This is a genomic window from Paenibacillus alkaliterrae, from assembly GCF_021532375.1.
Lineage (GTDB): Bacteria > Bacillota > Bacilli > Paenibacillales > Paenibacillaceae > Pristimantibacillus > Pristimantibacillus alkaliterrae.
This window is the reverse complement of the sequence record NZ_JAKGAP010000030.1, coordinates 21,384-46,582: the sequence shown is the minus strand read 5'-3', so window position 1 is coordinate 46,582 and position 25,199 is coordinate 21,384. Positions and strand designations below refer to the sequence as shown.

Genomic DNA, 25,199 nt, shown 5'->3' with positions numbered 1-25,199 from the left:
CCCCCTTTAGTATCCATCAAGTAAGCGCATGCAAAATGTTGAAAGCGCTTACTCAACTTATATGCTTCATATTAGCATCGCTTATTTGAGTTGAAAAGAATAACGACATAAGTTGAAAAGGAAACATATTGTTAATTTTGTTCATAAAATTTACGGCCGTAATCGGCTTCAGGGGCTATGTTCAGGGAAATATGTAGAATACAATAAAGGCAATGCCAACATTTAAGTTGAGATGCTCTTTGCAAGGAGGTTGTTGAATGCGATTACAAACCAGACTTATTTTGTTGATTGGAACGCTGCTATTTATCATTATTATTGCGTTAACCTTTAGTTTTGAGAGAATGCTGGTGACCACGCTGGAAAAGAATGTGGGCGCCTCTGCACTGAAAATAGCAAAGACGGTAGCGTTAATGGATGTGATAAAGGACGCTTTTGACGAGGAAAATCCATCCGAAATCATTCAACCGATCGTTGAAAAAATTAGAATGGAAACGGATGCCGAGTACATTGTCATTGGCAATCGGGAAGGCATTCGATATGCTCATCCCATTCCGGATCGAATCGGGAAAGAAATGGTCGGCGGAGACAACGAACCGGTACTAAACGGCGAATCGATTATTTCGGAAGCTGTCGGCTCGATGGGGCCCTCACTGCGGGGGAAAACGCCAATCTACGATGATCATAATCAAATCATCGGTATTGTGTCAGTGGGTATATTGTTAAAAGACATTCATGAATCGGCCGCGACCTACCGGAATGCGATGATTATTTTTGCGGCAATAGCGCTTATAGTTGGATGCACAGGTGCGATTGCGATTGCAAACGGCGTGAAACGGTCCATTCACGGTCTCGAGCCTAAGGAAATTGGCTTGTTATATCAGGAGAAGAGAGCCATTTTGGAAACCATACATGAAGGAATCATCGCTATTAATACAGAGGGAACCGTTACACTCGTTAATCATACGGCATTAAAGCTGATCGATCCGCTTGAGCGGATGGAGATTACCGGGAAGCATGTACGGGACGTCATACCGGATTCCCGTTTACTCGAGGTTATCAAATCCGGAAATGCGGAAATGGATCAGGAGATGGTCATTAACGATAGTATGGTCGTGGTCAATCGCCTGCCGATTTTTGACCGTCAACATCAGGTCGTTGGAGCCGTATCAAGCTTCCGCAACAAATCCGAGCTGCTCCGTTTGACGGAGGAGCTTACGCAAGTGAAACGATATACCGAAGCGCTGCGTTCGCAAACGCATGAATATTCCAATAAGCTGTATACGATATACGGGCTCATTCAGCTGGAATCGTATCAGGAAGCGATGGATATCATTACGCATGAAACGGATGTCCATCAAAACCTTATTCAGTTTCTATTGCAGGAGATTCCGGATCCAATTGTTGGCGGTATCTTAATCGGTAAGTTTAACCGTGCGAATGAATTAAAGGTGAGCATGGAAATTGATCCGAAGAGTACGTTCAGAAATATCCCCCGCGATCTAAACCGCAACCTTCTCGTAACCGTCATCGGCAACTTAATTGATAATGCGCTGGAGGCGGTGCTCGCCGCCAGCAATGCCGCTAAAACGGTAAAGGTTCTTTTGACGGATGCAGGCGATGACATAAGGATTGAGGTCGAAGACAATGGAGCCGGTATAGCGGAGGACGCTGCAGCTCATCTGTTTGAGGTTGGTTTCTCCACGAAAAATGAGGTCAATCGGGGTTTTGGTCTTGCTATCGTTAAGCAGGCTGTACAACAGTTACGGGGATATATTAGCTTCCGGTCGCAATCACAAGGAGGCGCCCTATTTACCGTCGTTATTCCAAAGGACAAGGAGAGAGAGCTATGATACGAGTGGTCATTATTGAGGACGATCTCCGAATTGCGCAGATCAATCGCCGGTTTGTGGAAAAAATAGAAGGATTCGAAGTGGTTGGAATTGCAACGGATGAGCAGCAAGCGCACGAGCATTTGGACATTTTGGCCCCGGATCTCGTTCTGCTCGATTTGTATTTTCCCGATATGAATGGACTTGATCTATTGCATTATATTCAGAAAAACAATCCGTTAACGGATGTCATTATCATTACGGCGGCTAAGGAATTTGATACGGTACGGGAAGCCATTCGCGGCGGCGTGTATGATTTTATGATCAAACCGGTTGTATTCGAGCGTTTTCAGGAGAAGCTTAAGTCTTATCAAAAATATCATCAACATATGACGCTGCTCGGCGGAGCGAATAAGCAAGTGGATCAGGAGGGCATTGATCAGCTGTTATGGGGAGTGAACGATAGCCCGGATAAGGACAATTATCTCCCTAAAGGCATCGATAAGATAACGAGCGAGAAAATCTTCTCCTTCATTCTTAGCGGCCCGGAAGTGCTGACCGCGGAAGAGCTTGGGAAGAAGGCCGGTTTCAGCCGTACGACCGCCCGGCGATACTTGGAATATTTCGTGGCCAAGGGCGAGTTGATTGCCGACATCTCCTATGGAACCGTTGGAAGGCCTGAGAGAATATATAAGAGAACGAAGTGATTTCATTAATTTAAAAAGGAAACGATATTTAACAAACATTAATTATTCATAATTATTCGTTTTGAATAATAAATTACGCAAATTTCTGATATTATATTCATTATGAATATCATATCGGAGAAGGGCGGAATTATAATATGCGGTTAAAAAATATTGTATATAAACTTATCGGGTTCTACAAGTTTGGTAAAGCAGCTCCAAAGCTGCGCGGGAAAGTGTACGTTAATAAAATCGGAGAGATTCAGATTGGAAAGAATCTTTCCGTAATTGGACATCCCTGGGCTGTTCAATTTACGAGCACAAAGGGGGCCAATTTGAAAATCGGTGACAATGTATATATTAATGCAGGAGTAGGAATTGCGGCTAATCAAGAAATCGTGATCGGCGACAATGTTAAGATTGGTCCCAGAACGAGCATTTTCGATAGTAATTATCATCGCTTGGACTGCGCCGATCAAGGAGAACTCGCCCGAAAAATCGTAATCGGCGCTAATGTTTGGATTGGAGCCGATTGCACCATTCTGCCGGGTGTCACCATTGGCGATAATTCCGTGATTGCGGCTAAAAGCACGGTTAATAAAGACGTGCCGCAGAATGTATTGGCCGGAGGAAGTCCGGCGAAAGTTATTCGAGAATTAATCATAGAAGATGGATGGGTTAGAGCATAAAGCAAGACACAAATGGAACTCATAACTTGACCTATTGACATGGAAAATTAAGATGTGTTATATAAAAGGGAGGATTAGCACTCCTGTAATGTGAGTGCTAATCATCGTGACGGTTGATTACTAGATACTAGATCGAAGGGAGTTCTATCCGTGGTCCAAAAAGAGTTTAAAGCAGAATCGAAAAGATTGCTGGAAATGATGATCAACTCCATTTACACGCAGAAGGAAATCTTCTTAAGAGAGCTGATTTCCAATGCCAGCGATGCAATTGACAAAATCTATTACAAGGCGCTAAGCGACGAGCAGCTCGTGTTTAACAAAGAGGATTACTACATTAAAGTTACCGCCGATAAGGCGGGCAGAACATTGACCATCTCCGATACCGGCATAGGCATGTCGCAGGAGGAGCTTGAAAATAACTTGGGCGTAATCGCCAAGAGCGGCTCGTTCGCCTTCAAGAATGAGAATGAGGTGAAGGACGGACACAATATTATCGGCCAATTCGGCGTTGGATTTTATTCGGCGTTCATGGTGGCGGATGAGGTTGCGGTTACAACCAAGGCGCTTGGAAGCGATCAGGCCTATAAATGGGTATCGACGGGTGCGGAGGGCTACACCATTGAGCCGGGCGAGAAAGAGACAGTGGGCACCGAGATCGTTTTGACCATTAAAGAAAATACCGAGGACGAGCAGTACGACGAATACCTCGATGAGTATCGCTTAAAGGCGATTATTAAAAAATATTCCGATTTTATTCGTTATCCGATCAAGATGGATGTGAAGGGACAACGTCCGAAGGAAGGCGACGACAACGAGCTCGAAAGCTACGAGGAAGAGCAAACCGTCAACAGCATGGTGCCGATTTGGCGGAAAAATAAAAATGAGCTCACATCCGAGGACTACGAGCAATTTTATTTCGAGAAGCGCTACGGCTTCGATAAGCCGATCAAGCATGTCCATATTAGCGCCGACGGCGCCGTTGTCTACAACGCCATTTTGTTCATCCCGGAAAATACGCCGTTCGACTATTACACGAAGGAATACGAGAAGGGGCTTGAGCTTTACTCCAATGGCGTACTTATCATGGATAAATGCGCGGACCTGCTTCCTGACTATTTCAGCTTCGTGAAAGGTATGGTTGATTCCGAGGATTTGTCTCTGAACATTTCGCGCGAGCTGCTGCAGCATGACCGTCAATTGAAGCTCATCGCCAAAAACATCAAAAACAAAATCAAAGGCCAATTGCAAGGCTTGGTTAAGGATGAAAGAGACAAATATGAGCGTTTCTACAAAGCGTTCGGCAGACAGCTGAAGTTCGGCGTATACAACGACTACGGCATGAACAAAGAAGACCTGCAGGATCTGCTGTTGTTCTACTCCTCCAAGGAGAAGAAGCTGGTCACTCTGGATGAGTACGTATCGAGAATGCCGGAGGATCAGAAGTACATCTATTACGCATCCGGCGAATCGAACGAGCGTATCGAGAAGCTTCCGCAAACCGAGCTGGTGTCCGACAAGGGCTATGAGATCCTCTATTTCACCGATGATATCGACGAGTTCGCGATCAAGGTGATCATGAAGTATAAAGACAAAGAATTCAAATCGGTGTCGAGCGGCGACCTGGGCATTGAACCGGACGCAAGCGAAAAGCAAACCGAGGCCGAAGAGAACGACAGCAAGGACCTGTTCGAGCAGATGCAAACCATCCTTGCGGGCAAAGTGAAGGCCGTAAAAGCGTCCAAGCGTCTGAAAACCCACCCGGTCTGCTTGTCCACCGAGGGTGAAGTCACGATCGAAATGGAAAAGATCCTGAAGGCGATGCCGAACAGCCAGGACGTAAAAGCGGACAAGGTGCTGGAAATCAACGTTAATCATGAGGTGTTCCAATCGCTTAAGAGCGCTCATGCCGGCGACCAGGAGAAGCTGAGCCTGTATACGAACTTGCTGTACAGCCAAGCGCTTCTGATCGAAGGCTTGCCGCTGCAGGATCCGGTAGAGTTTACGAATGATCTTTGCAAGATTATGGTTTAACTTGGCGTTAACCATATAAACTGACCATATGGTTAATCGGCTGCGTTTAAAAGAAAAAGTGAAAATTTCCAGAAAAATACAAAGGAGCTGCCAAGGCAGCTCCTTTTGAGCTAATTGGTTCCTGACACGCTCTATTCATGCTTTTAACGGGAAAACCAGGCGTTATTCACGGGAATAATCGCTTCTAGTCGTCAAACTGACCACATTAGCGGGACAAATTCCAGTTAGGCCAGACTTGCTCGCTGATGAAGCAAGTTTAGCGGTATTTTTTCCAGTTGGATTCATCAATATGTGAAACTCCATTGATCGTGGTGTATATAAAAAAAGGGACCCACAGCAACGGGCTGCGGGTCTAAAAATATATATATATAATTAAAAAGGGGGTCAAGGATGATTATAGACGTTCTACATTAAAGAATGATGAAGCATAGATGTCATTATGATTACAATTTGTGCAGATTGCAGCCGGTAGTTTATAAAATAGCAATTTGGAAGAAGTTCTATCCTATTTTTGATGCTATAATAGAGCTGTTAAAATATCCTAATTCAATGATGAGGTGAGATCTGTTATGGGAGTTCAAGCTGAGAAAATTTTTGTTAATTTGCCGGTTAAAGATTTAAAAAAATCGGTCGACTTTTTTACACTAGTCGGATTTGAATTTAACGCCCAATTTACCGATGAAAATGCAACGTGTATGATTATCAGTGAAAATATATTTGCGATGTTGCTGGTTGAAGATTACTTTAAGACGTTCACCAAAAAAGACATTGTCGATGCAACCAAAAGCACGGAGGTTATTGTCGCATTATCCACTGACAGCAGGGAAAAAGTGGATGAGCTTGTGAATAAGGCTCTAACAGCTGGCGGTAAGCCTTCAAAAGAGCCGATTGATCATGGCTTTATGTACGGATGGAGTTTCCAGGATATAGACGGTCATCTTTGGGAGCTTTTCTATATGGATGAAAGTGCAGTGAATCCAGAGTAATACATGGCTAACGCTTGTAATGGCGAAGAATCAGATCTTCTATAATAGCCTCTCGGTATTCGATGAAAATGATGGGGCTTAATGACTGCAGGACAGCTGTTTGGGAAATGGGAAACGTGAAGGAAAAACGGCTGTGAGAGCCGCTGCCCCTTACTGATGAGGTAAACTCACTATAGATTTATTGAGATTTCCCTCACAATAAGTCGACATTAATGAAAAAATCCTCGAGAATAGGAGGAAGGCTCATTTGATAGGTTAAGGGAGCCCTTATCCTATCTGCCTCGGCGAATGCCGAGAGGCTATAATATTATCAAAGAGGCTGTCCGCAAGCAGCTTGTTGCTGCTTGCGGACAGTTTTTTTTCTCTTATACAGAAGCTCAAGCCGCTTCTGAACGTTTCACTCGGCCGAATATCACCCAGTAATAGGGCAAGAAACGGGAGGCCAGAGAGACGGTAAGCGATGAACCGAATAGGGCAAAAGCGAACCCTCCTAAATACCAGACGTGCAGGAGTGCTTCAATATCTGTTGCCGGGCGGAATTCACGGTATAGAGCCAAGAACAAAGGATGCAGCAAGTAAATACCAAAGGCCAATTCTCCAAGGCGATGAAACAAATAGATGAACCGTGCAGATAAATGAGTGTAAGAGATGTAAGATAGCTGCAGCAAGACTAGAGCAGTCGTGAATGTATGAATACTCCACAAGGCGTTGTACAGCAGCATATCGTATTTCGTCCCATACAGGCGGAAGTTATACCAGATATATATGTGTGCCGCGCTTGAACTCAACCATAAGAACAAAACGAGCAGCTTCAACGATAGCTTCTTATATCGTCCGGACGAATGATAGCCTTTAACAACCTCAAGCCAGCCTCTCACCTTTTGATACCGAATACCCATCCACGCCCCGAGCAGGTAATAACTGAAATATGACAACGACCAGCTGCCAACGCTTGGAATATTTACGTAATCATCTACTACTCGGAATCCCCACTGAACAGCAAAGCCGATTGGAATCGCCCAGCTCACCAGCACAGGCCATCGCTTCATCGCGAACAGGACAACTGGAAACAAGAGATAAAACTGTGCGCTGATAAATACAAAATAAAGATGGGTATATGCGTCACCTGTCAGTACTTTCGTTAAGAAGCCGGAAACCACTTCTCCAGCTGTTTCTCCTTGATAATGAGTCAATAAAACAACTGTGTAGTAGATGACAGAGAAGAGCAGGTATGGGACAATAATAAGCATCAGCCTTCTTTTATAGAAGGTCTTAAGTAGAGACTTCGTCATAGGAGAGTTATAGTAGTTTAAAAACAGAACGAAGCTGCTAAGGAAGATAAAGGTCGTCGTGCCAAATTTCATAAATATATTGAGGGCATTATAGATGGGATAACTGTCATAGATCTTCATCTCCAGCGTAGCAAATGAGGTTGCATGCACGGTCAGCACGCCCAGGATGGCAAAGGCGCGTACAAGATCCAGCTCGGCTAGGCGCTCTTTTGATTGTCTATTTTGACTCATTGTCGTTTCCTTTCTATTGAGGCCAAAATAATTAACGGTATGAATACCATTTTTATATAAAAATAACAGTCTTGTCAATCTTTCCTTACAGAACGGAGGAGAAAGATGTTTGGATTATCCAGGCTTCCCAAAAATGCGCGAGGCTGTTTGCTGTACGAGCCTCTTTTTCTAATTCCGTACAGTATGTTCAGCACATATGCCGCGATTTATATGTTTGAGATGGGATTGAGCGAAACGGCGATCGGCTGGGTTACGACGCTGACCCTGCTCGTGCAGGTGTTCTCATCCTTCATTAGCGGCTATCTTACCGATAGGCTCGGCAGGAAATGGGCGCTGCTTTATTTTGATGTACTTAGCTGGACGGTGGGCACCCTGCTGTGGGCGGTATCGCAAAATATTTGGTTTTTTATAGCGGCGGCTGTCGTGAACGGTTTTCAAAGGGTGCCGCATACTGCGTTTTACTGCCTGCTCGTTGAGGACACCGATCCTAAGGACCGGACCTACGTGTTTTCGGTACTCCAGTTCGTCGCCATGCTGGGAGGTTTGTTCGCTCCGCTCGGGGGGCTGCTCGTTGCCCATTACGGTCTGATTCCCGGTACGCGGATCATGTATGTTCTCGCATGCGTTTGTATGACGATTCAATTCATCGGACGCCATTTTGCTACCCGGGAAACGGATATCGGACTTCGTAAAATGGAAGAAACCCGCGGTGTCGGTTTCATGACCGGATTGCGCGAGTACAAAGGGGTTATTCGCGATATGGCAGGGAATAGGCCGCTGCTGCTGATTTTCGGCGTCTACATTCTGTTCCAGTTTCAGCTCACGCTGAAAAGCACGTTTTTGTCGCTTTTTTTCGTCGATCATCTTCATTTGGACAGCGGGCTCGTGTCGATATTTCCGGCGGTAACCTCTGTTTTCATGCTGCTCTCGATGTGGCTCCTGCTGCCCCGGCTGGGTGATGACAGGCTCCACACGGTTATGCTTTGGGGCTTTTTTATCTCGTTGGTGTCTAACCTTGTGCTGATCTTGCCTCTACCCGGTATTTTGTTCTGGCTGATCTTCAGTACGATTCTAGCCGCGGTGGGCACGATGATGACCTATCCGTATTTGGAAGCGGCGGTTGCAAATGCCATTGACGACGAAAACCGCGCAAGCGTATTTGCCATTTTATCCGTACTGATCCTGCTTGTCATTTCGCCGTCTGGCATTATTGGAGGATGGGCTTATAAATGGAATCCGACGATGCCATTTCTGTTGATCGTCATATCGTTCGCCGCGAGCATGGCGCTGCTGGTTATGTATAAGAGGAGCAGTCACAATTGATTCGATTCGTTTTCCGTTATAAAAACGTATAAATTGTTCACGTTGTGCCCTCTCAATAGAACGGATATCATAAGAATAAAGCTAGCAACACGGGAGGCACTGGATGATACGCATATCTGCTTTTATTTGTTTGATGTTTTCTACGTTTCCCATAGTCGGCTTTTTTCTGCCGGCGTATTTACAGAGCAAGGGCCTGGATTCGATACAAATCGGCATCGTAATGGCATGCGGAGCGGTAATCTCCATTATCGCGCAGCCATTCTGGGGGTTTGTCAGCGATAAAAGGAAAACCGTCAAAAATGTGTTGATTCTCCTTATCTGCGGTAATTTTTTAGCCATCTCAGGCTTTTTCTCAATGGAAACTTTCATCGCCATCACAATGTTCTTTACATTTTTTATGTTTTTCAATAGCGCTACCGGTGCGTTGACCGAGACGCTGGTCATCTCTTATGCTCATGAGAACAAAGTCGAGTATGGTAAAATCCGTCTGTGGGGCGAGGTAGGCGTAGGCTTATCCGCATTGCTGCTGGGCATTCTTATTGAGCGTCTGGGTTTGGGATATCTGTGGGGCATTTATTGCATCTTGCTTGCCGCTACGATTTTAATAGCCATCTCACTAAAGGACTCTCTGTCAACACCGGTACCCGTTGATTTCAAAGCACTTGGGAAGCTGTTCATGCAGCCGAAGCTCCTGTGGTTTCTAGCGCTTATCATGACGGTTAGCATCCCTCATCGAATGAATGACATCCTGCTTGCATTATACTTATCCGAGTTAGGGGCATCTGAATCCAAGCTTGGTTTGGCTTGGGTCGTCGCAACATTTAGTACTGTACCCGCTCTGCTATTAGTCGGCAGGTTGATGAAACGTTGGAACGAGATGGTTATTCTCGTTATCGCAGCGTTGGCATATTCGATCCGGTGGGCTGTATATAGCATGACGGACGATCCTATCGTTCTTATTGCAGCGCAGGCTCTTCATAGTGTTACGTTCCCGTTGTTCCTTGTCGCGTCAATTCAGCATTTGGCCATCATCGTACCCGGAGAATTACGGGCCAGCGGCCAAGCCGCATTTGCCGTCACGTTCGGTGGCCTTGGAGGGATGCTTGGAAGCATCGGAGGAGGTTATGCGTTCGAACAGTTCGGTGCTCAAGTTTCATATGGAATCGGCGGCGGACTCGCACTCCTTGCTGCAGTGGCGACATTGATCACGTATCTAGTGAATCGACACACAAGGAACACATCAAAAATGGTAGATGAAAGAGGCGTCACGTCATAATAAATGAATGGCACATATCATTAGGCAATGGGAGTGAGGGATATGAAGTTGAAAAATGAGGAGGATATAATTCGACTAATTCAAGAAGATGTATGGATGATAGACATATTGGAGGCTGTGAAATCGTTAGATTTACCCGATTGGTGGGTATGTGCAGGATTTGTCTGTTCAAAAATTTGGGATGTTCTACATGGATTCACGGTAAGAACACCTCTTCCAGATATTGACATTGTTTATTTTGATAATTCCAATATTGAAGAAATAGAAGAAAAAACACTAGAAGAGAAATTAAGAAACATTAACGGCATTCAAGATATAATTAATTTGCAACTCAAGCCCACTCCATATTTTTGTGAAACCAATGAGAGAGCTAAGATATACGAAGACCGAATAGTTAAGAAGAACTGGAAAGATAGATGGAGTAAAATAAACATTGTTCATGTCCATCGTCCATTCGGGTATGGAGTAATGATTTTTTAAGTGTCTACGCAAAATGATACTTCAATACTGAAGGCTGTCAAATGAATGGCAGCCTTCGTTCCTCTCACTTTTTACATTCTCATTTCTCCACTGTCATAGTTGAATTGCCATCCAATTCCAAACTTATCCGTCACACTGCCGTAGCATTTGCTCCAAAATGTTTCTTGCAGCTCCATGCCTACAGTGCCGCCTTCTTTCAATTTATGAAATAAAGATTTAATTTCATCTAGATTTTTACTGACGACTGCAAGGCTAATGTTGTTTCCTTCAACAAAAGGCATACCAGGAAAAACATCTGAAAACATAACATTGCTGCCACTAATGTTAAGGCGTGTGTGCATGACTAAATGTTTCGCTTCTTCTGGAAGAACAAATTCAGGGTTCGGCGGCGTTTCTCCAAAGGTCATAATTTGTGGTTTTGCTGTTTCAAAAACCTCTGCGTAAAACTCTACGGCTTCACGACAGTTTCCATTAAAATTAATATAAACATCAACAGACATTTCCTTCACTCCTTAGTTATAAATGGTTAAGCAGGTTTTCATTTCATATTGTATCATTTAAGCCCAAAGAATTAAATGAAATTTACAAAATAATCCTGATTCAAAAACGCGATTAAAAAATGCAACAAAGATTACTATTCTTCGTCTGAAATAGGTAGTGGGTTAGCCTGCGGGCGTGGCGGGATGAACGACGAAAGACTAGAAGCGAATATAACCGTGAATACCGCCTGGTTTTCCCGTTAAATGCATGAATAGAGTGTGTCTAAGACCAATTAGCTGGCGTTTTTCCAGTTCATGCTGTAGTACTGGATTTGAACAACAACAGGGAGCATGCCGCCGCATACTCCCTGTTTGCTGCCTTCTAGCTTTTTTGAATTTTCGCCGGATTGTTGATTTTGTATGGAACGGGGTGCTTGGTGAGCTTTTTGGCTACGATTTTTGCTTCGAACGTAATCGTATCGCCGGTGGCCAGCTCCAGCTTTTTAAGGGTGGCGCTGTGGCTCGACCAGGCAGCTCCAACCTCAATTGCAGGCTCCAAAATCGAAGCCGCTTCGTAGATGACGACCTCGTCGTCATTATCGGAAAAGTTGTTCGGCACGGTAGTGAATTCCTGCACCGTTGCAGTCATTTTGACCTTTTCTTCAGGCAGCTGCAACTTCTCCTTCTTACCTTTTCCTTTCTTATGCGTCTCTGCTTGCGCGGTAGCCGAGGACTCCGCTAAGCTGTCGGCCTTGTGAATTTCCGACTCCGGGGCAGGTTCCTCCTGCTTCGCAGCAGTCTCCACGATCTCAAGAGCAGTCGTTTCCTCAGCTGAAACCGCAGCCTTCACACCATAGTTCGCAGCCTGCATCTCCTTCAGGAACGAGGGATGGATGCAGTGCAGCTGTTCATTATCGAGCTTGATAACCGCTGTTATTTTATCGACATATCCAACGATGCTGCAGGGCAGATTCATGCCGTTTCCTTTGTAGTAGAATGCTTTCGTCTTGACCGCTTTATCGGAAAGCAGGCTCCATTCCTTACACTTGTCGATTTGTTCCGCTTCGTTCCCGAAGGCCGTATACGTGATGGGCTGGATAGTAAACGCATATAACATAGCTTGTCCGCCTTTCTCTTTTCATATAAAGCTATTTTATCACTTTTCCGCCCCATAGGGAGTGGTTTGCAACCGTATGGAGTATCTTAACGTCATATGGAATATTATGGACATAGATTGGATAAGAACTAGCAGACTGGCAAAAGTAGACTTTTAACGCCCTCCGTGATATACGTAAAGGAAAGATACCAACGGAGAGGAAGAGGACGATGCAATTGCAGAAAAAGGGTATCGGTGCAACCGAGGGACACGCGAGACTGCTGGCGGACAGCTATCGACGGTGGATGGGACGGGAGCTGATCGGGCTTGTTCCGGATCGCGGCGTATGGGAGCAGCTCTTTGAAGCGCCCAAAATTATTTTGTCGCATGGAACGGAGACGGACCCTGTCTTGAACTTTGGCAACAGGAAAGGGCTGGAGCTTTGGGAGATGGATTGGGAGCCGTTCACGGGCACTCCCTCAAGACTTACCGCCGAACCTATGGAGCGGGCGGAGCGGGACCGTTTTTTCGAGGCGGTGACCGCTAACGGCTTTGTCGATAATTATACGGGAATCCGCATTTCCAGTACAGGACGACGCTTTTACATCGTGAATGCGATTGTTTGGAATCTCATTGATGAAGAAGGCGCATATAGAGGACAAGCTGCGGCTTTTTCGGAATATCGTTTCATATAAAACAGATGGAGGGAATAACATGCCGATTCATATCGGACTGGCCGGTTGGGGCGATCATAGGCCTACCAGGGTATGACCGGCCATCAGCGGGGAGCGGCCTCGCCGATGCTGCCGTTATGTAGCGGATGTCGATGACGTGGATGTCCTTCACATGCTGCGTAAGGAACGGGAGAAGGCTGTGCGCATTGGAATCCTTGACGACCAGCAGCTTATCCTGATCGGCCTTCCTGGTAGGAAGCTTGCTGCTGAGTGTCATTAACGCATGAACGCCGCCTTGGAAATAGGAGTACTTGTCCTTTTTGTCCAGGCAGCTCCAATCGTAGATGCTTTTCTTCGTCTCACCGGTATCGGCGATATACATTTCCGAGGAAATACTATTTTTCGACATATAGGCTTGAATCGAATCGGGCTTCAGGCCGATGAACTGGCTGCGCGTATGATAGCTCCCAAGAAAGGAATCCGTTACGGTTCGGATATCGAAATCTTTCTCGGCGGCAGGCGTCCAGCCCATTTGCTTCGCATAGGGCGGCATAAGTAAGATAAGCGCCGCAGGTTGTCCTGTGGTGATCCGTACGGTAATAAGGACGATGAGTCGGTTGAAATAGCAGGGGGTAAATTCAGCGTTGCTCTTCACCTTTCGCCGATTGCAGGCTAGGATTCGACTTTGTTGCTTACGTAAACGCGATCCTCAGCGCTTGCCGATACCAGCTCGCATCTGCCTATTGCACTAAGCCTGTCCAAGTAAGCAGCTATTGCAATGTAGATGGCAGGCTTTCCGGTCGACATCCGGTCCTCCTGTACGAGCTTTTGCTCGATCGCGAATTCGGAAACGGCTCGCGTGCTGATACGGCCATACTTCAATGCGTCATCGACAACCCTTTGAGCCGCAGAGGGCAGGTGGAAAGGGCTGGATTTTGAGGGAGCGTTCATGCTGATTGATCCTCTGTCCGCGTCATGGCTGGTGCCCGTTTTTCGGCCTGCTCCTTCAAGGAAGAGGGCGTCGTCACTGCTTTCTGCGTTCTCGATGGGGGAATAGTCTTGGGCGGTCGGCTCACCGAAGGTGAAAGCGCCCTGTCCGCTATCCGATTCGCCGAAATCGAATGCACCTTGACCGTCTTCCACATCATCAAGGGAGAGATCGGCGTGCCCTTCTACCGAATCATCGAGTCTCGGATCGATTTGTCCCTCTACCGCATCATTAAATGTTGTGAGCGCTGCCTCTATCCGTTTTTGTCTGCTCGCCTGATCAAGCTCGCGAAGTCTGCCTCGGAGCCGGGCGAGCTGCCTATCCAGCAAGGGAAGCCCGGCATCCATATGATCCTGGATATCCTGCGGCATTTCTAGCCCGGCGGGCAAAGGCAGAAATACATGCTGCCCCAGCTCCCAGCCCTCCCGATACTTGTACAGCATCTCGTTCATCTCGCCGTCCAACACGTCAAAGCCTTTCAGAATCGACGAAATGGCTTTCGCATCGATCCCCGTATGAAGCTGCAAATGATCGATGCCAAAATACCGCATCGTATTCGTCGGCAGATGCATGACCTGATGCTGGTAACGCAGCGAGCGGCCGCATTCGCATTTCGTATGCGGGGATACCTCGCCGCTATCGGTGAATCCGATGTAATCCCATTCCTCGATGAATGATTCAATATCCTCGAACGCCGCATCCTCAGGGATGAACTGGCATTTCTTGCGGGCAAGCTGGCGCGCGAACAGCGTTCGTCTGCCCCGAACAAGCTCATGATGAATGAAATGGCGCTGCTCCTCCGAAAGCTGCCCCATTAATTGATCGCGCTGCTCCATCGTCAATTCGTATTTCATCTTGCACCTCCACCGCTATGTCAAAAGTTACTCGAATACAATTTATTTCGTTCCCGGCGTAACCCGCCTGGTATCTTTTATTCACATTATAGTGGCGGCTGAAGAATAAGTCATTATAATTGCCGTCGAACACATCATGCTAATCGATTATAATGAAGGATAGCCGCGGCGGCTTGCAAGTAGCTGCTGCATGAGGAGGTTTCATATATGACCAGCAAGAAAGAAAAGCTCGAGGCTCCCAAAATTCCGGACGGATTAGCGGCGTTGGCCGTGTCCGATGATGAGTGGGCGGATGAACACGAGATTAGCGACAGCATCATTCAAGATTGCCATATACATAACCAATCCGCATATAAAGCCTGCTTTGATCGCGTCGTGTTTAATAATGCGGTGTTTCGAGGAACGAGCCTGCGGAAGGCGGAATTTACCGATGTCCGGTTCGAGAACTGCGACTTGTCCAATATCGAGCTGAGCGAGACGATTATGCATAGAGTTTCCTTTCATAACTGCAAATTGCTTGGGATGGACATTACGGGCTCAGCGCTTCGTAACGTATTGTTCGAGCATTGCTATGCGGATTATGCGGTATTGCGCTTCACCAACGCGAAGGGCGTCAAGTTTGATAAAGGCTCGCTTGCGAAGGCGGATATGTCCAATATGACATTATCGAAATTCTACTTACAAGAAACGAATATCGATCAGGTTCAGCTTTCGCAAACGAAGCTGGGCGGGATTGACATCAGCAGCTGCGAGTTTAACGGCCTAGGCGTATCGATGGAGGATTTAAGGCGATGCATTATATCGCCCGCGCAGGCGATTACGCTCGCGACGATTTTCGGACTTGTCGTTAATCGTGAAGATTGAATGGCCGATGAGAATGCTTTACGTTTATTTTTAGCCGGAAAAAGTGATATACTGTTAGGAAAAGAATCGATTGTGCGTATGTAGGAGGCAATTTACAAATGGAGTACATCAGTACAAGAGGCAAGGTTGGCAAAATAGGTTTTATCGATGCGTTTATGATGGGGTTAGGGAATGACGGCGGTTTGCTCGTCCCGAATGAAATACCTGTCATTTCGGCGGCAACGCTGAAGGAATGGCAGGAGCTCAGCTACCAGGAGCTGGTGCTTGCTATTTTCTCGTATTATACGAACGGCGAAATACCGGAGCGGGACTTGAAGGAAATGGTGTACGCGAGCTATTCAACCTTCCGCGATCCGGAAGTGACGCCGGTCCGCAAGCTGAAGGACGATTTGTATTTGCTTGAGCTGTTCCACGGTCCAACCTTTGCGTTCAAAGATATCGCTCTGCAATTTATGGGTCAGCTATATACTTACGTCGCAGCCAAGCAGAACAAAAAAATCCACATCCTTGGCGCAACCTCGGGCGACACGGGAGCTTCTGCCATAGAGGGCGTGAAAGGCAAGGAAGGCATCAAAATTTGCATTCTCCATCCGCACGGCAAAGTAAGCAAAGTGCAGGAGCTGCAAATGACGACGGTTCAAGAGGATAATGTGCTGAACCTTTCGGTAGACGGTAATTTCGACGATTGCCAGCGGATGATAAAGGATTTGTTCGCTGACCTCGACTTCAAAGCGAGCAATCATCTCGCCGCGATTAACTCGATTAACTTCGTGCGGATTTTGGCGCAGACGGTTTACTATTTCTATGCGTACTTCCAGGTCGTGAAGCAGACGGACGCGAAGCAAGTGAATTTCAGCGTTCCGACTGGCAACTTCGGCGATATTTTTGCCGGTTATTTGGCGAAGCGTATGGGCCTTCCGGTCGGCAAGCTTATTCTCGCTACGAATGAAAACAATATTTTGGAGCGCTTCATCCTCGAAGGCGTATACAAGCCCGGCGATTTCCGCAGCACCTACAGCCCGTCAATGGATATCCAGGTGGCGAGCAACTTCGAGCGGTATTTGTATTACGTGCTCGACGAGGATGCTGCACAAATTCGTGAGCTGATGGATCAATTCAAGGCAGAAGGACAAATCGTCATTTCCGGCGAAGCGCTGAGCAGGGTGCAATCGGAATTCGGTGCCCATGGCGTGCAAGGCCAAGAATGTCTCGATACGATAAAAACATATGAAGCGGAAACCGGCTACCTGCTAGATCCGCATTCGGCATGCGGCGTAGCCGCCGCTGATAAATACGAGAGGGGGCAAGAGATTACGGTGTCGCTTGCAACCGCCCATCCTGCGAAGTTCAATGAAGCGATCGAGCTTTGCGGCATTGAGCAGCAATTTCCGGAACAAATCAAAGCATTGTTCGAGAAGCCGCAGCGTCAGACACGCGTCGACGGATCGCTTGAGGCAGTCGTTAACCAGCTTGTGGCATTCTATAACGAACGATAATAACTAGACGCAAAGAGGGCTGCGGCCGGGGGAGTTTCCCTTCTGCCGCAGCTCTCTTTGCGTCTTTACTTTTTTCTAGTTTTCTTAAAGGTTTTCTTTTAAAGAAGCGTTTCCGCTCCGTCGATATATATTTCGGTACCGGATATATGACTGGATTCCTGCGACGCAAGAAATAAGACCAAATCCGCGACCTGCTCGGGCTGCCCCGGTCCATGCTCAAGCGGCTGACTGCCTTCGGGGTATTCGACAGGTATTTTGATCTTATCCAATAGAGGCGTCGGTTTCGTACTTTCACCGATGTTCGTTTCGATAGCGCCGGGACAGATGGCGTTCACGCGGATTTTATAACGTGCGAGCTCCAGCGCGGCCATCTTGGCGAATGCCACCTGACCTGCCTTGGAGGAGCTGTAGGCGGACATGCCAAACCCGGAAAACGAGCGATTGCCGTTAATCGAACTGGTTATGATAATGCTTCCGCCAGATTTCTTCATATGAGGGACAGCATATTTTACTGTGAGAAAGGTGCCCTTCAAATTGGTTGTCAACGTTTTGTCCCAGTCGTCAGGGGTGAGATCCTCAATCGGGGAAAGCGTGCCGTTAATGCCTGCATTCGCGAACACGATATCGATGTGTCCAAAGCGGTCGACGACAGCTTTAATGGCTTGTTCGATTCGCTTCGGATCAGACACATCCGTATCCACAAACAAGGAATCGCCTCCCAGCTCCTTTATTTTGTGCTCCACATCTTCTGAGCGGTCATCGTTCAAATCGAGCAGACATATTTTAGCGCCGTGCCGCGCCAAATGCAAAGCGGAAGCACGTCCGATACCCGATCCCGCACCGGTAATGACCGCGACTTTATCCTTTACGCGAAGATGATGTGAAGCTTCTTGTACCTTAACATTCGTATTGCTCATTTCGAATCCCTCCATTAATACTCAAATTTAACCAATTTAGTTTGCCATGGAAAAGCTTAATTATTCCTTTCCGCGACGTTAGACAAAGTTAGATGCTCATCTTCTTTTTTGTCCTGCTACTATTCTATAAAACAATCAGATGATCAGTTACGAATAATAGATTTGATTCCTATGTTATAACTTGACTCTTGCAAAAATCACTTCTTTATCCTGAAAAGGGCAGACGGATAGCGTAAGTGACATTTTGACCTTATGAAGACATCTTCAGATCACGCAAAATGTCGAATAACGGCTTCTTCTGTAGGGCTTGCTTAAACATAGAGTAGTACACACCCGCGGTGCTCGTGGCGTAATCGCCTAACCACATCGCCAAGCGTTACTTTGGAGTTCGAATTTGACCACTCCTGCCGCTGAAATTTTAACAAGTTCTGTGTGAGGAATTGAATGGTCCAGAAGCGTTCGATTCCTTTAAGCAAAAGCAACTGGTTTTGATCGAATCCAAGCAGTTCTTTGAAGTATCGGTACCCAGTTTCAATATGCCAGCGAACACGGTAGTAACTCAGGATGGTTACGAGATCCAGGCTACGATCCGTACACAGGATACAAAATGGGGTACGCGAACCATCAAACTTGTACAAATTAGTAGAAATTATCCTACAAATCTGGGACTTTACAAATCTCTTAAAACCTTATATACTCACTATAAGTTTAATATTATGGTAAATTATAAAAACTTAGTAAAAATTATAAAGATGTTTCAAAAATTGTCGAAAGTATTATTGTTAACAAGCCTCATTGCATCTACAGCGTCGATAGCATTTGCTGAACCAAATAAGATAAATGAAAAAACTACAGAAATTGAAAAGCTTCAGATTTCGAAACAAATAATGGGTGATGTTGACGAATATGGGTCATTTTACATCGATAAAAATGGGAAATTCGTATTAGGTATTGCCAAAGAGGACTCAAAAACTAGTGACATCATAAGGGATCTAAAAGAAAGCTTTTCTGACGAAGAGGTGAAGATTGAAAAGGGACGTAAGTATACATCACAAGAGCTTAAATCGATTAATAAACTATTATCTATTTTCTCCGAGTATAATACAGACGACTCAAGCATCACTTCTACTATATTGACGAAGAATTGGGTAAAGTTGTTATAGAGGCAACATCATTGTCAGACGATGTAAAAGAAAAACTATTTAAAAAATATGGTGATATACTTGAAATAAAAGTAGATTCTTTCTATAAAGGAGCCGAAGAAACATTTACACGAACAGATAATTTCGGTCTTATAGGTGGAGGGATCGCCTTAAATAATTCATCCTGTACTACTGCAGCCACAGCAAAAAGAAATACTGAGAAGTTTATCATTACTGCAGGTCATTGTTTAAACTCGTATAGAAAGGAGATCAAATCGGTATAATGTTAAAAAGAATATTTCAAATTTTCTTTTGTTTGTTATGCCTATCAGGTTGTGGGGTATCTAATGAAGAACCGAATAAAACTATTAAATCAGGTGAAGCTGATTTGGTTGGGTATGTTGTCAAGAAAAAGGAGTCCCAAATACTCGTGGTGTCTGAATTTCCAAATGCAAAGAACAAATATGAATCTGTCTGGGTGTCGGGGAGCAACATTGATGATCTGGATATAGGCCAAAAAGTTGAAGTATTTTTTGATGGAACAATTCAAACTTCTGACCCAGGACAAGGAACTGCAGGAGAGATAACCATACTTAAAATACAATCGCCAGAGAACACAATCTTATCCCCGAAAGACGCTTTAAAAAAATCATTACTCCAGGTAGAAAATTGGGAAGTTCCAATTGTTAAAGAATTTTCATATCATAGCAAAGATCAGAATTGGGTTATCATCCTTTACGATGCTAAGAATACCTATAATGGAGAGAAAACAATTCTAATAGAGGATAAATGATTTGGACGCTTATACCGTTCAGCTTTCCGGATAACAAACCCAAATCCGCCCAGTTTAAATTTGGGCGGGTCTTTGTGTGCGCCACGCATGGCGATTCTATTAGTATAGCAACTTGGTTTAGGAGTTTACACAATTTATTTTACAGCCTCTTGTCGGTTCCGAATTCATCGTCAATTAAAGTGACTGATAACATCTGGAGTGAAAGAATAAACTTGACGATAGCAGAATGAATCGTTACCATGGAATTGGGACATCCCCTTTTCTGGAAAAAGTTGTGTTGTGGTGACCAACAATTTCGCTAGAAATGGCACGATGTCCTTTTTATTTTTCTTGATCGACAAAGGTTCTAATGTTTCGAGAAGTTCCCTTCGAATTCTACAGCTTTTTCAGCGACAAGTTTTTTGCAAGGATCAAGTTATAAGTAACTTTACGAAGGAGGTAAGAGCGGGGCCATTTGCTCAAAACCAAGACGATGATATCGAGTAAGCTAATATATATGTAAACAAAAAAGCAGCACGTCCTCTTCCAGGGGACGGGTTGCTTTTTCTGTTAGGACTTATTCAACAGGTATGCGCGGCGTTGGATGTTTATATATTCTCGTTCTATGCTAATGTCATACCACTTCTCTTTAAAGACATAGCCGTGTACCTTGCTGGAACGGCACATTTCATTTAAGGCGTCTGTCAATTGAATTTCTCCTTTTCCATCTGCTTTCAACTGCTCGAGTAAAGGGAATATTTCCGGTGTCAATATATATCTCCCCATAACAGCCAGACGGGAGGGCGGATTGATTTTAGGCTTTTCCACAATAGATTGAAGATTATAAATCTGTGATTGAATGCGTTTACCGGCAACGATGCCGTAGTTCTTAAGCAGCGTGGTCTCTACTTTCTGTAATCCGATAACGGGGCTTTTATAATGCTCGTACAACTGAACCAATGCTTGCAGCGGAGAGGGCTGAGCTAAGCATACTTGATCCGGAAGCATAACGGCAAAAGGATGATCTCCTGCAAACTTTTTGCCGAGTTGTACAGCATGTCCGAGACCGAGTGCATCCGGTTGGCGGGCATATTGAATATAAACTTTGGCGGGGCCAATCTTCTCGATCAGCTGTTCTTTGTGTTGTTTAGACAAATGCCGCTCCAGCTCAATGGACCGGTCAAAGTAATTCATAATCTCCGTTTTATTACGGGAGAGAATGATCAAAATTTCCTGTATCCCCGCATTCATGGCCTCCGACACGATATAGTCTATCGCCGGCCGTCCGCTAATAGGGAACAGTTCCTTTGGAACCGCTTTAGTAGCCGGCAAATTGCGGGTTCCATAACCGGCAGCAGGAATGATTGCTTTTAATACCAAAGAAATCACCTCATCAGTTCGAAATATTTTACGGATAATAATTACTAGTATATAAAGATATTTCCGTTTGAAGCCTGTCCTCTATTAAAATCAGGCTTCTGTATACACCCAATTTATAGAGTCCTTTCTTCGTTTCTTAATGGATAGCCGTCACACTTTATAGACTTCGATTAATATAATAGATTACTAGATTTTGAGAGGGATGGTTCAATGAATATTTGTATTGTTGGAGCGGGATATGTCGGTCTCACGACAGCTGCGGTGTTCGCGGACATCGGCCATACGGTCTATTGCACGGATCGCGACTCGGCAAAGATAGATAAGCTAAAGCAAGGCATCGTTCCTATCTATGAACCAGGTTTAACCGAAATGATCGACAAAAACCAAGCGGAAGGGAGACTGTTTTTTGCTGCGAACGTGAGACGGCATATGAGGAATTGTCCGGTCATCGTCATTGCGGTGGGTACGCCTTCCGCAAAAAACGGAAGTGCGGATATGAAGTATATCCTTAACGTCATAAAAGACCTGTCGCTGGTCATTCGTTCGCCTAAAACCATCATCATGAAAAGCACCGTTCCGCCTGGAACCGCGGATTGGGTTGACGAGCTTCTTCTCGAATACGGGGTAAGTTCAGATATATACGAGCTTGTGTCTAATCCCGAATTTCTTCGGGAAGGGAGCGCGATTGAAGATACGATACATCCGGACAGAATTATTATCGGTGCGAATAAGGAAGGAGCGGCAATGAGAGTGAAAGAGCTATATCATCCCATAGATACCCGATTTTTATTGACTCATCGCGTTGAAGCGGAATTAATTAAATATGCTTCCAACGCTTTTCTGGCAACTAAAATATCTTTTATTAATGAAATATCGCGTGTATGCGATGCATTTAAGGCCGATATCACGGAGGTAGCTAAAGGTATCGGAATGGATAATCGAATCGGGCCCAAATTTCTGCAGGCGGGGTTAGGATATGGAGGCTCTTGCTTTCCGAAAGATGTCAATGCACTGAGCTATGCGGCGTCAACCAAACAGGTGAAAATGGATCTGCTGCAGGCTGTAAAAAAAATTAACCGATCACAACTGAACATTTATTTGAATAAACTGAACCACAAACTAGGCGAAAGCAGAGATAACGTTCGGATCGCGGTTTGGGGAGCGACGTTTAAAGAGAATACCGATGATACCCGTTATTCTCAAGCAATAGCCTTTATGAAGATATTAACGAAACAAGGATATCAGGTCTATGCTTACGATCCTCTCGTTTCTCCTCCGATCCCGTCCGTCATTTGGTGTTCCGACAAATATGAAGCCGTTAAGGAGGCGGATGCACTAGTCATTGCAACTGTCTGGCCGGAGTTTATCGAAGCCGATTGGGGCCGCGTAAAGCAACTGATGAAACGAAATATCATTTTAGATGGACGAAACGGCTTGGATAAAAAAATGATGAAAGCATATGGGTTTGAATTCACAGGGGTTGGACGGCCATGAAAATCATTGTGACTGGCGCCGCAGGATTTATCGGTTCGCATCTCTGTGAATTTTTACTGAACAACGGGAAGCACGAAGTCATAGGAATCGATGCCTTTGTTCGCGAAGAGTTGAAAATAATTGGATCAAAAAACATGGAAACCTTTTATTCCCATCCGCGCTTTACCTTGATTTCGTCTGATTTGCTGCATATCGATTGGAATGTAATGCTGAAAGGCGTTGATGTAGTCTTCCATCTGGCGGGTATACCCGGCGTTCGGTCCAGTTGGGGCAACGATTTCCGTAATTACGTAGAAACGAATATACTCGCTACTCAGCAGCTGCTTGAAGCATGCCGCAGCAGCGCAATAAAAAAAATCATTTTTGCTTCTACTTCATCCGTTTATGGAGAAAAGGCAGGGAAAGTGCCTGAAGATTCCAGCACCGCCCCGCTCTCTCCTTATGGTGTAAGCAAATTGACGGGCGAACAGTTATGCCGCGTTTATTGGAAGAACGATGGCGTACCGATTGTCATCCTTCGTTTCTTCACGGTATACGGTCCGCGTCAGCGATCGGATATGGCCTTTCATCGCTTCATTAAGCAAATGATCAAGAATGAACCGATTACGCTAATTGGAGACGGCACGCAGTCCAGAGATTTTACGTATATTAGCGATTGTGTTGAGGCGACGGCTGCAGTCGCGAACCAGCCCACTTTAATAGGAGAAACGATTAATATTGGAGGAAAGGAACGCTCATCCATCCTAAATGTGATTCGCATCTTGGAGAATTTGACGGGAAAACAAGCGACTATCGTGAACGCCGGAGCGATGCGAGGAGAGCCAATGCATACATGGGCTGATATTTCGAAGGCGGCTCGGATTTTGAATTACGAACCGAAGGTAAGCTTAACGGCAGGTTTAGCAGAAGAGCTTGCCTATCTTACTAAATACTATTCATGACGGGAGGCTGTCTCAGCATGAGACTGGCATTCGTATGTACGGAGAAACTTCCTGCTCCCGCGGTAAAAGGCGGAGCCATCCAAATGATGATGGACGGGGTTTCTCCCATTCTTGCCCGCAAGCATCAATTAACGGTTTATACCGTGACGGATGAGACGTTGCCCGATCAAGAGATTCGCGGCGGCATAAAGTATATAAGGTTTCCGAGGGAACGGTATGTAGAAGAAGTTTCCCATTCGCTTAAAGAACATGTTTATGACGTCGTTCATGTTTTTAATCGCCCGCGAAACGTCATACCGTTTAAAACGGCATCTCCCGCCAGCCGGTTTGTCTTAAGTCTTCATAATGAAATGTTTGCCGTTAACAAAATTTCGGATACGGAAGCTAAGTTATGCGTGCAATACGTCTACAAAATAACAACCGTCAGCAACTATATAAAAAAAACCGTAACAGACCGCATTCCCGAAGCGGAAAATAAAATTGAACCGATCTATTCGGGCTTTGATCCTAACGCCTACTACCCGATATGGACGGCGCGAGGAAGTAAGATACGGGAACAATTACGTAACCAATACGGAGTTAATAACAAAAAAGTTATATTGTTTGTCGGGCGGCTTAGCGTAAAAAAAGGTCCTCATTTGCTCATTCAGGCTATGGATCGCGTACTGGAGCAGCATCCGGATGCCGTTCTTGTCATTGTGGGAGGGAAATGGTTTAGCGACAACGCCGTGGACGATTATGGCAAATGGTTGTTGCAATTAGCTGAGCCATATCGAAACCGGGTTATATTTACAAAATTTGTTCCGGCAAATGAAATCCAAAATTATTTTTCGATGGCCGACGTTTTTGTATGCAGCTCCCAATGGCAGGAGCCTTTAGCGCGCGTTCATTATGAAGCGATGGCTGCAGGCGTCCCGATTGTTACGACCGATCGCGGCGGCAATGCTGAAGTCATTACGCATAAGAACAACGGTTATATAGTCCGTGATTATACGAGTGCGTCTTCATTTGCCGATGCGGTCAACTACATGCTTACTAACAAAAATGAGGCGGCGGCGATGGCTGTAAGAGGCAGGCAGCTCGTAGACAGCAATTTTACGTTCGAGCATGTTGCGCAGCGATTAAATAAAATTTATATGGAAGCCTATTCCAGTAAACCGACTCCGTTATCCAATGCTTCCGTATCCAGGAAGAAACAAGCTCGGACGCTTCGTTCACGTAAAGAAAGGAAAACCGCCACGGCTTTTAAAAGAATACAACATAAAGGCAGGTAGCATTC

25 protein-coding genes are annotated in these 25,199 nt (G+C 45.4%); 17 read left to right on the top strand and 8 right to left on the bottom strand.

Annotated features, from left to right (window positions below):
- The first annotated feature begins 257 nt into the window (after window positions 1-257).
- The 5 genes from L1N85_RS14235 (at window position 258) to L1N85_RS14215 (ending at window position 6,221) form a co-directional block, all read left to right on the top strand.
- Window positions 258-1,850 carry an ATP-binding protein gene (locus L1N85_RS14235; RefSeq protein WP_235239618.1) on the top strand — a complete coding sequence of 531 codons (1,593 nt, stop codon included), beginning with the start codon at window positions 258-260 and terminating at the stop codon, window positions 1,848-1,850.
- Window positions 1,847-2,536: a response regulator gene (locus L1N85_RS14230; protein ID WP_235239616.1), complete on the top strand. Its 690-nt coding sequence runs from the start codon at window positions 1,847-1,849 to the stop codon at window positions 2,534-2,536. The genes L1N85_RS14235 and L1N85_RS14230 overlap by 4 nt, the downstream gene beginning before the upstream one ends.
- Window positions 2,537-2,673: 137 nt before the next feature.
- Window positions 2,674-3,204, top strand: coding sequence for an acyltransferase (locus L1N85_RS14225; protein WP_235239614.1), 531 nt, complete (start codon window positions 2,674-2,676; stop codon window positions 3,202-3,204).
- Between the two features lie 150 nt (window positions 3,205-3,354).
- The gene (gene htpG / locus L1N85_RS14220; protein WP_235239612.1) at window positions 3,355-5,235 is read left to right on the top strand and encodes a molecular chaperone HtpG; all 1,881 of its coding nucleotides are present in this window, start codon (window positions 3,355-3,357) and stop codon (window positions 5,233-5,235) included.
- A gap of 569 nt (window positions 5,236-5,804) precedes the next feature.
- Window positions 5,805-6,221: a VOC family protein gene (locus L1N85_RS14215; RefSeq protein WP_235239610.1), complete on the top strand. Its 417-nt coding sequence runs from the start codon at window positions 5,805-5,807 to the stop codon at window positions 6,219-6,221.
- 377 nt (window positions 6,222-6,598) lie between these two features.
- On the opposite strand, the gene L1N85_RS14210 is transcribed toward L1N85_RS14215, so the two are convergent.
- Entirely contained in the window at window positions 6,599-7,744 is a 1,146-nt protein-coding gene (locus L1N85_RS14210) for an acyltransferase (protein ID WP_235239608.1), read from the bottom strand.
- A gap of 105 nt (window positions 7,745-7,849) precedes the next feature.
- Between L1N85_RS14210 and L1N85_RS14205 the strand changes: the two genes are divergently transcribed.
- The 3 genes from L1N85_RS14205 to L1N85_RS14195 all read left to right on the top strand — a co-directional run bounded on the left by L1N85_RS14205 (window position 7,850) and on the right by L1N85_RS14195 (window position 10,823).
- Entirely contained in the window at window positions 7,850-9,067 is a 1,218-nt protein-coding gene (locus tag L1N85_RS14205; RefSeq protein ID WP_235239606.1) for an MFS transporter, read from the top strand.
- Between the two features lie 103 nt (window positions 9,068-9,170).
- Window positions 9,171-10,343 carry an MFS transporter gene (locus L1N85_RS14200; protein ID WP_235239604.1) on the top strand — a complete coding sequence of 391 codons (1,173 nt, stop codon included), beginning with the start codon at window positions 9,171-9,173 and terminating at the stop codon, window positions 10,341-10,343.
- Window positions 10,344-10,385: 42 nt separating this feature from the next.
- On the top strand, window positions 10,386-10,823 hold the full coding sequence (locus tag L1N85_RS14195; RefSeq protein ID WP_235239602.1) for a nucleotidyltransferase family protein: 438 nt from the start codon (window positions 10,386-10,388) through the stop codon (window positions 10,821-10,823).
- 71 nt (window positions 10,824-10,894) lie between these two features.
- Here L1N85_RS14195 and L1N85_RS14190 read toward each other — a convergent pair whose 3' ends face one another.
- Both L1N85_RS14190 and L1N85_RS14185 read right to left on the bottom strand, forming a co-directional pair.
- The gene (locus tag L1N85_RS14190; protein WP_235239599.1) at window positions 10,895-11,323 is read right to left on the bottom strand and encodes a VOC family protein; all 429 of its coding nucleotides are present in this window, start codon (window positions 11,321-11,323) and stop codon (window positions 10,895-10,897) included.
- A 361-nt stretch (window positions 11,324-11,684) separates the two neighbouring features.
- Window positions 11,685-12,419: a hypothetical protein gene (locus tag L1N85_RS14185; RefSeq protein WP_235239597.1), complete on the bottom strand. Its 735-nt coding sequence runs from the start codon at window positions 12,417-12,419 to the stop codon at window positions 11,685-11,687.
- Between the two features lie 209 nt (window positions 12,420-12,628).
- Between L1N85_RS14185 and L1N85_RS14180 the strand changes: the two genes are divergently transcribed.
- Window positions 12,629-13,093 (top strand): MEKHLA domain-containing protein, encoded by a 465-nt coding sequence (locus tag L1N85_RS14180; RefSeq protein WP_235239594.1) that lies wholly within the window; start codon window positions 12,629-12,631, stop codon window positions 13,091-13,093.
- Here the strand turns inward: L1N85_RS14180 and L1N85_RS14175 are convergent.
- Together L1N85_RS14175 and L1N85_RS14170 are read right to left on the bottom strand one after the other, a co-directional pair.
- Complete coding sequence (locus L1N85_RS14175; protein ID WP_235239589.1) at window positions 13,086-13,727, bottom strand: DHHW family protein; 642 nt, start codon at window positions 13,725-13,727, stop codon at window positions 13,086-13,088. The two genes, L1N85_RS14180 and L1N85_RS14175, sit on opposite strands and share 8 nt — an antisense overlap.
- A 17-nt stretch (window positions 13,728-13,744) precedes the next feature.
- Complete coding sequence (locus L1N85_RS14170; protein WP_235239586.1) at window positions 13,745-14,914, bottom strand: DUF3895 domain-containing protein; 1,170 nt, start codon at window positions 14,912-14,914, stop codon at window positions 13,745-13,747.
- A 207-nt stretch (window positions 14,915-15,121) separates the two neighbouring features.
- On the opposite strand from L1N85_RS14170, the gene L1N85_RS14165 reads away from it, so the two are divergent.
- Together L1N85_RS14165 and thrC are read left to right on the top strand one after the other, a co-directional pair.
- A complete protein-coding gene (locus L1N85_RS14165) occupies window positions 15,122-15,778 on the top strand; it encodes a pentapeptide repeat-containing protein (protein ID WP_235239583.1) in 657 nt (218 codons plus the stop codon).
- 98 nt (window positions 15,779-15,876) lie between these two features.
- On the top strand, window positions 15,877-17,274 hold the full coding sequence (thrC, locus tag L1N85_RS14160) for a threonine synthase (RefSeq protein ID WP_235239579.1): 1,398 nt from the start codon (window positions 15,877-15,879) through the stop codon (window positions 17,272-17,274).
- Window positions 17,275-17,372: 98 nt separating this feature from the next.
- Here thrC and L1N85_RS14155 read toward each other — a convergent pair whose 3' ends face one another.
- Together L1N85_RS14155 and L1N85_RS27935 are read right to left on the bottom strand one after the other, a co-directional pair.
- Entirely contained in the window at window positions 17,373-18,191 is an 819-nt protein-coding gene (locus L1N85_RS14155; RefSeq protein WP_235239574.1) for an SDR family oxidoreductase, read from the bottom strand.
- A gap of 311 nt (window positions 18,192-18,502) precedes the next feature.
- A complete protein-coding gene (locus L1N85_RS27935) occupies window positions 18,503-18,829 on the bottom strand; it encodes a hypothetical protein (RefSeq protein ID WP_407946424.1) in 327 nt (108 codons plus the stop codon).
- Window positions 18,830-18,955: 126 nt separating this feature from the next.
- On the opposite strand from L1N85_RS27935, the gene L1N85_RS27930 reads away from it, so the two are divergent.
- From L1N85_RS27930 to L1N85_RS14140, 3 genes are read left to right on the top strand one after another with little or no spacing between them, the layout of a single operon-like run.
- The gene (locus L1N85_RS27930) at window positions 18,956-19,354 is read left to right on the top strand and encodes a hypothetical protein (protein WP_407946423.1); all 399 of its coding nucleotides are present in this window, start codon (window positions 18,956-18,958) and stop codon (window positions 19,352-19,354) included.
- Between the two features lie 11 nt (window positions 19,355-19,365).
- On the top strand, window positions 19,366-19,617 hold the full coding sequence (locus L1N85_RS14145) for a S1 family peptidase (protein ID WP_235239567.1): 252 nt from the start codon (window positions 19,366-19,368) through the stop codon (window positions 19,615-19,617).
- Window positions 19,617-20,126 (top strand): DUF3221 domain-containing protein, encoded by a 510-nt coding sequence (locus L1N85_RS14140; RefSeq protein WP_235239564.1) that lies wholly within the window; start codon window positions 19,617-19,619, stop codon window positions 20,124-20,126. Before L1N85_RS14145 ends, L1N85_RS14140 begins: the two co-directional genes overlap by 1 nt.
- Window positions 20,127-20,675: 549 nt before the next feature.
- Here L1N85_RS14140 and L1N85_RS14135 read toward each other — a convergent pair.
- Window positions 20,676-21,485, bottom strand: coding sequence for a UTP--glucose-1-phosphate uridylyltransferase (locus L1N85_RS14135; RefSeq protein WP_235239560.1), 810 nt, complete (start codon window positions 21,483-21,485; stop codon window positions 20,676-20,678).
- Window positions 21,486-21,695: 210 nt separating this feature from the next.
- Between L1N85_RS14135 and L1N85_RS14130 the strand changes: the two genes are divergently transcribed.
- From L1N85_RS14130 to L1N85_RS14120, 3 genes are read left to right on the top strand one after another with little or no spacing between them, the layout of a single operon-like run.
- Window positions 21,696-22,979 carry a UDP-glucose dehydrogenase family protein gene (locus L1N85_RS14130; RefSeq protein ID WP_235239557.1) on the top strand — a complete coding sequence of 428 codons (1,284 nt, stop codon included), beginning with the start codon at window positions 21,696-21,698 and terminating at the stop codon, window positions 22,977-22,979.
- Window positions 22,976-23,920 carry an NAD-dependent epimerase/dehydratase family protein gene (locus L1N85_RS14125; RefSeq protein WP_235239552.1) on the top strand — a complete coding sequence of 315 codons (945 nt, stop codon included), beginning with the start codon at window positions 22,976-22,978 and terminating at the stop codon, window positions 23,918-23,920. Before L1N85_RS14130 ends, L1N85_RS14125 begins: the two co-directional genes overlap by 4 nt.
- Before the next feature lie 17 nt (window positions 23,921-23,937).
- Window positions 23,938-25,194 carry a glycosyltransferase family 4 protein gene (locus L1N85_RS14120; RefSeq protein ID WP_235239549.1) on the top strand — a complete coding sequence of 419 codons (1,257 nt, stop codon included), beginning with the start codon at window positions 23,938-23,940 and terminating at the stop codon, window positions 25,192-25,194.
- Window positions 25,195-25,199: the final 5 nt, after the last annotated feature.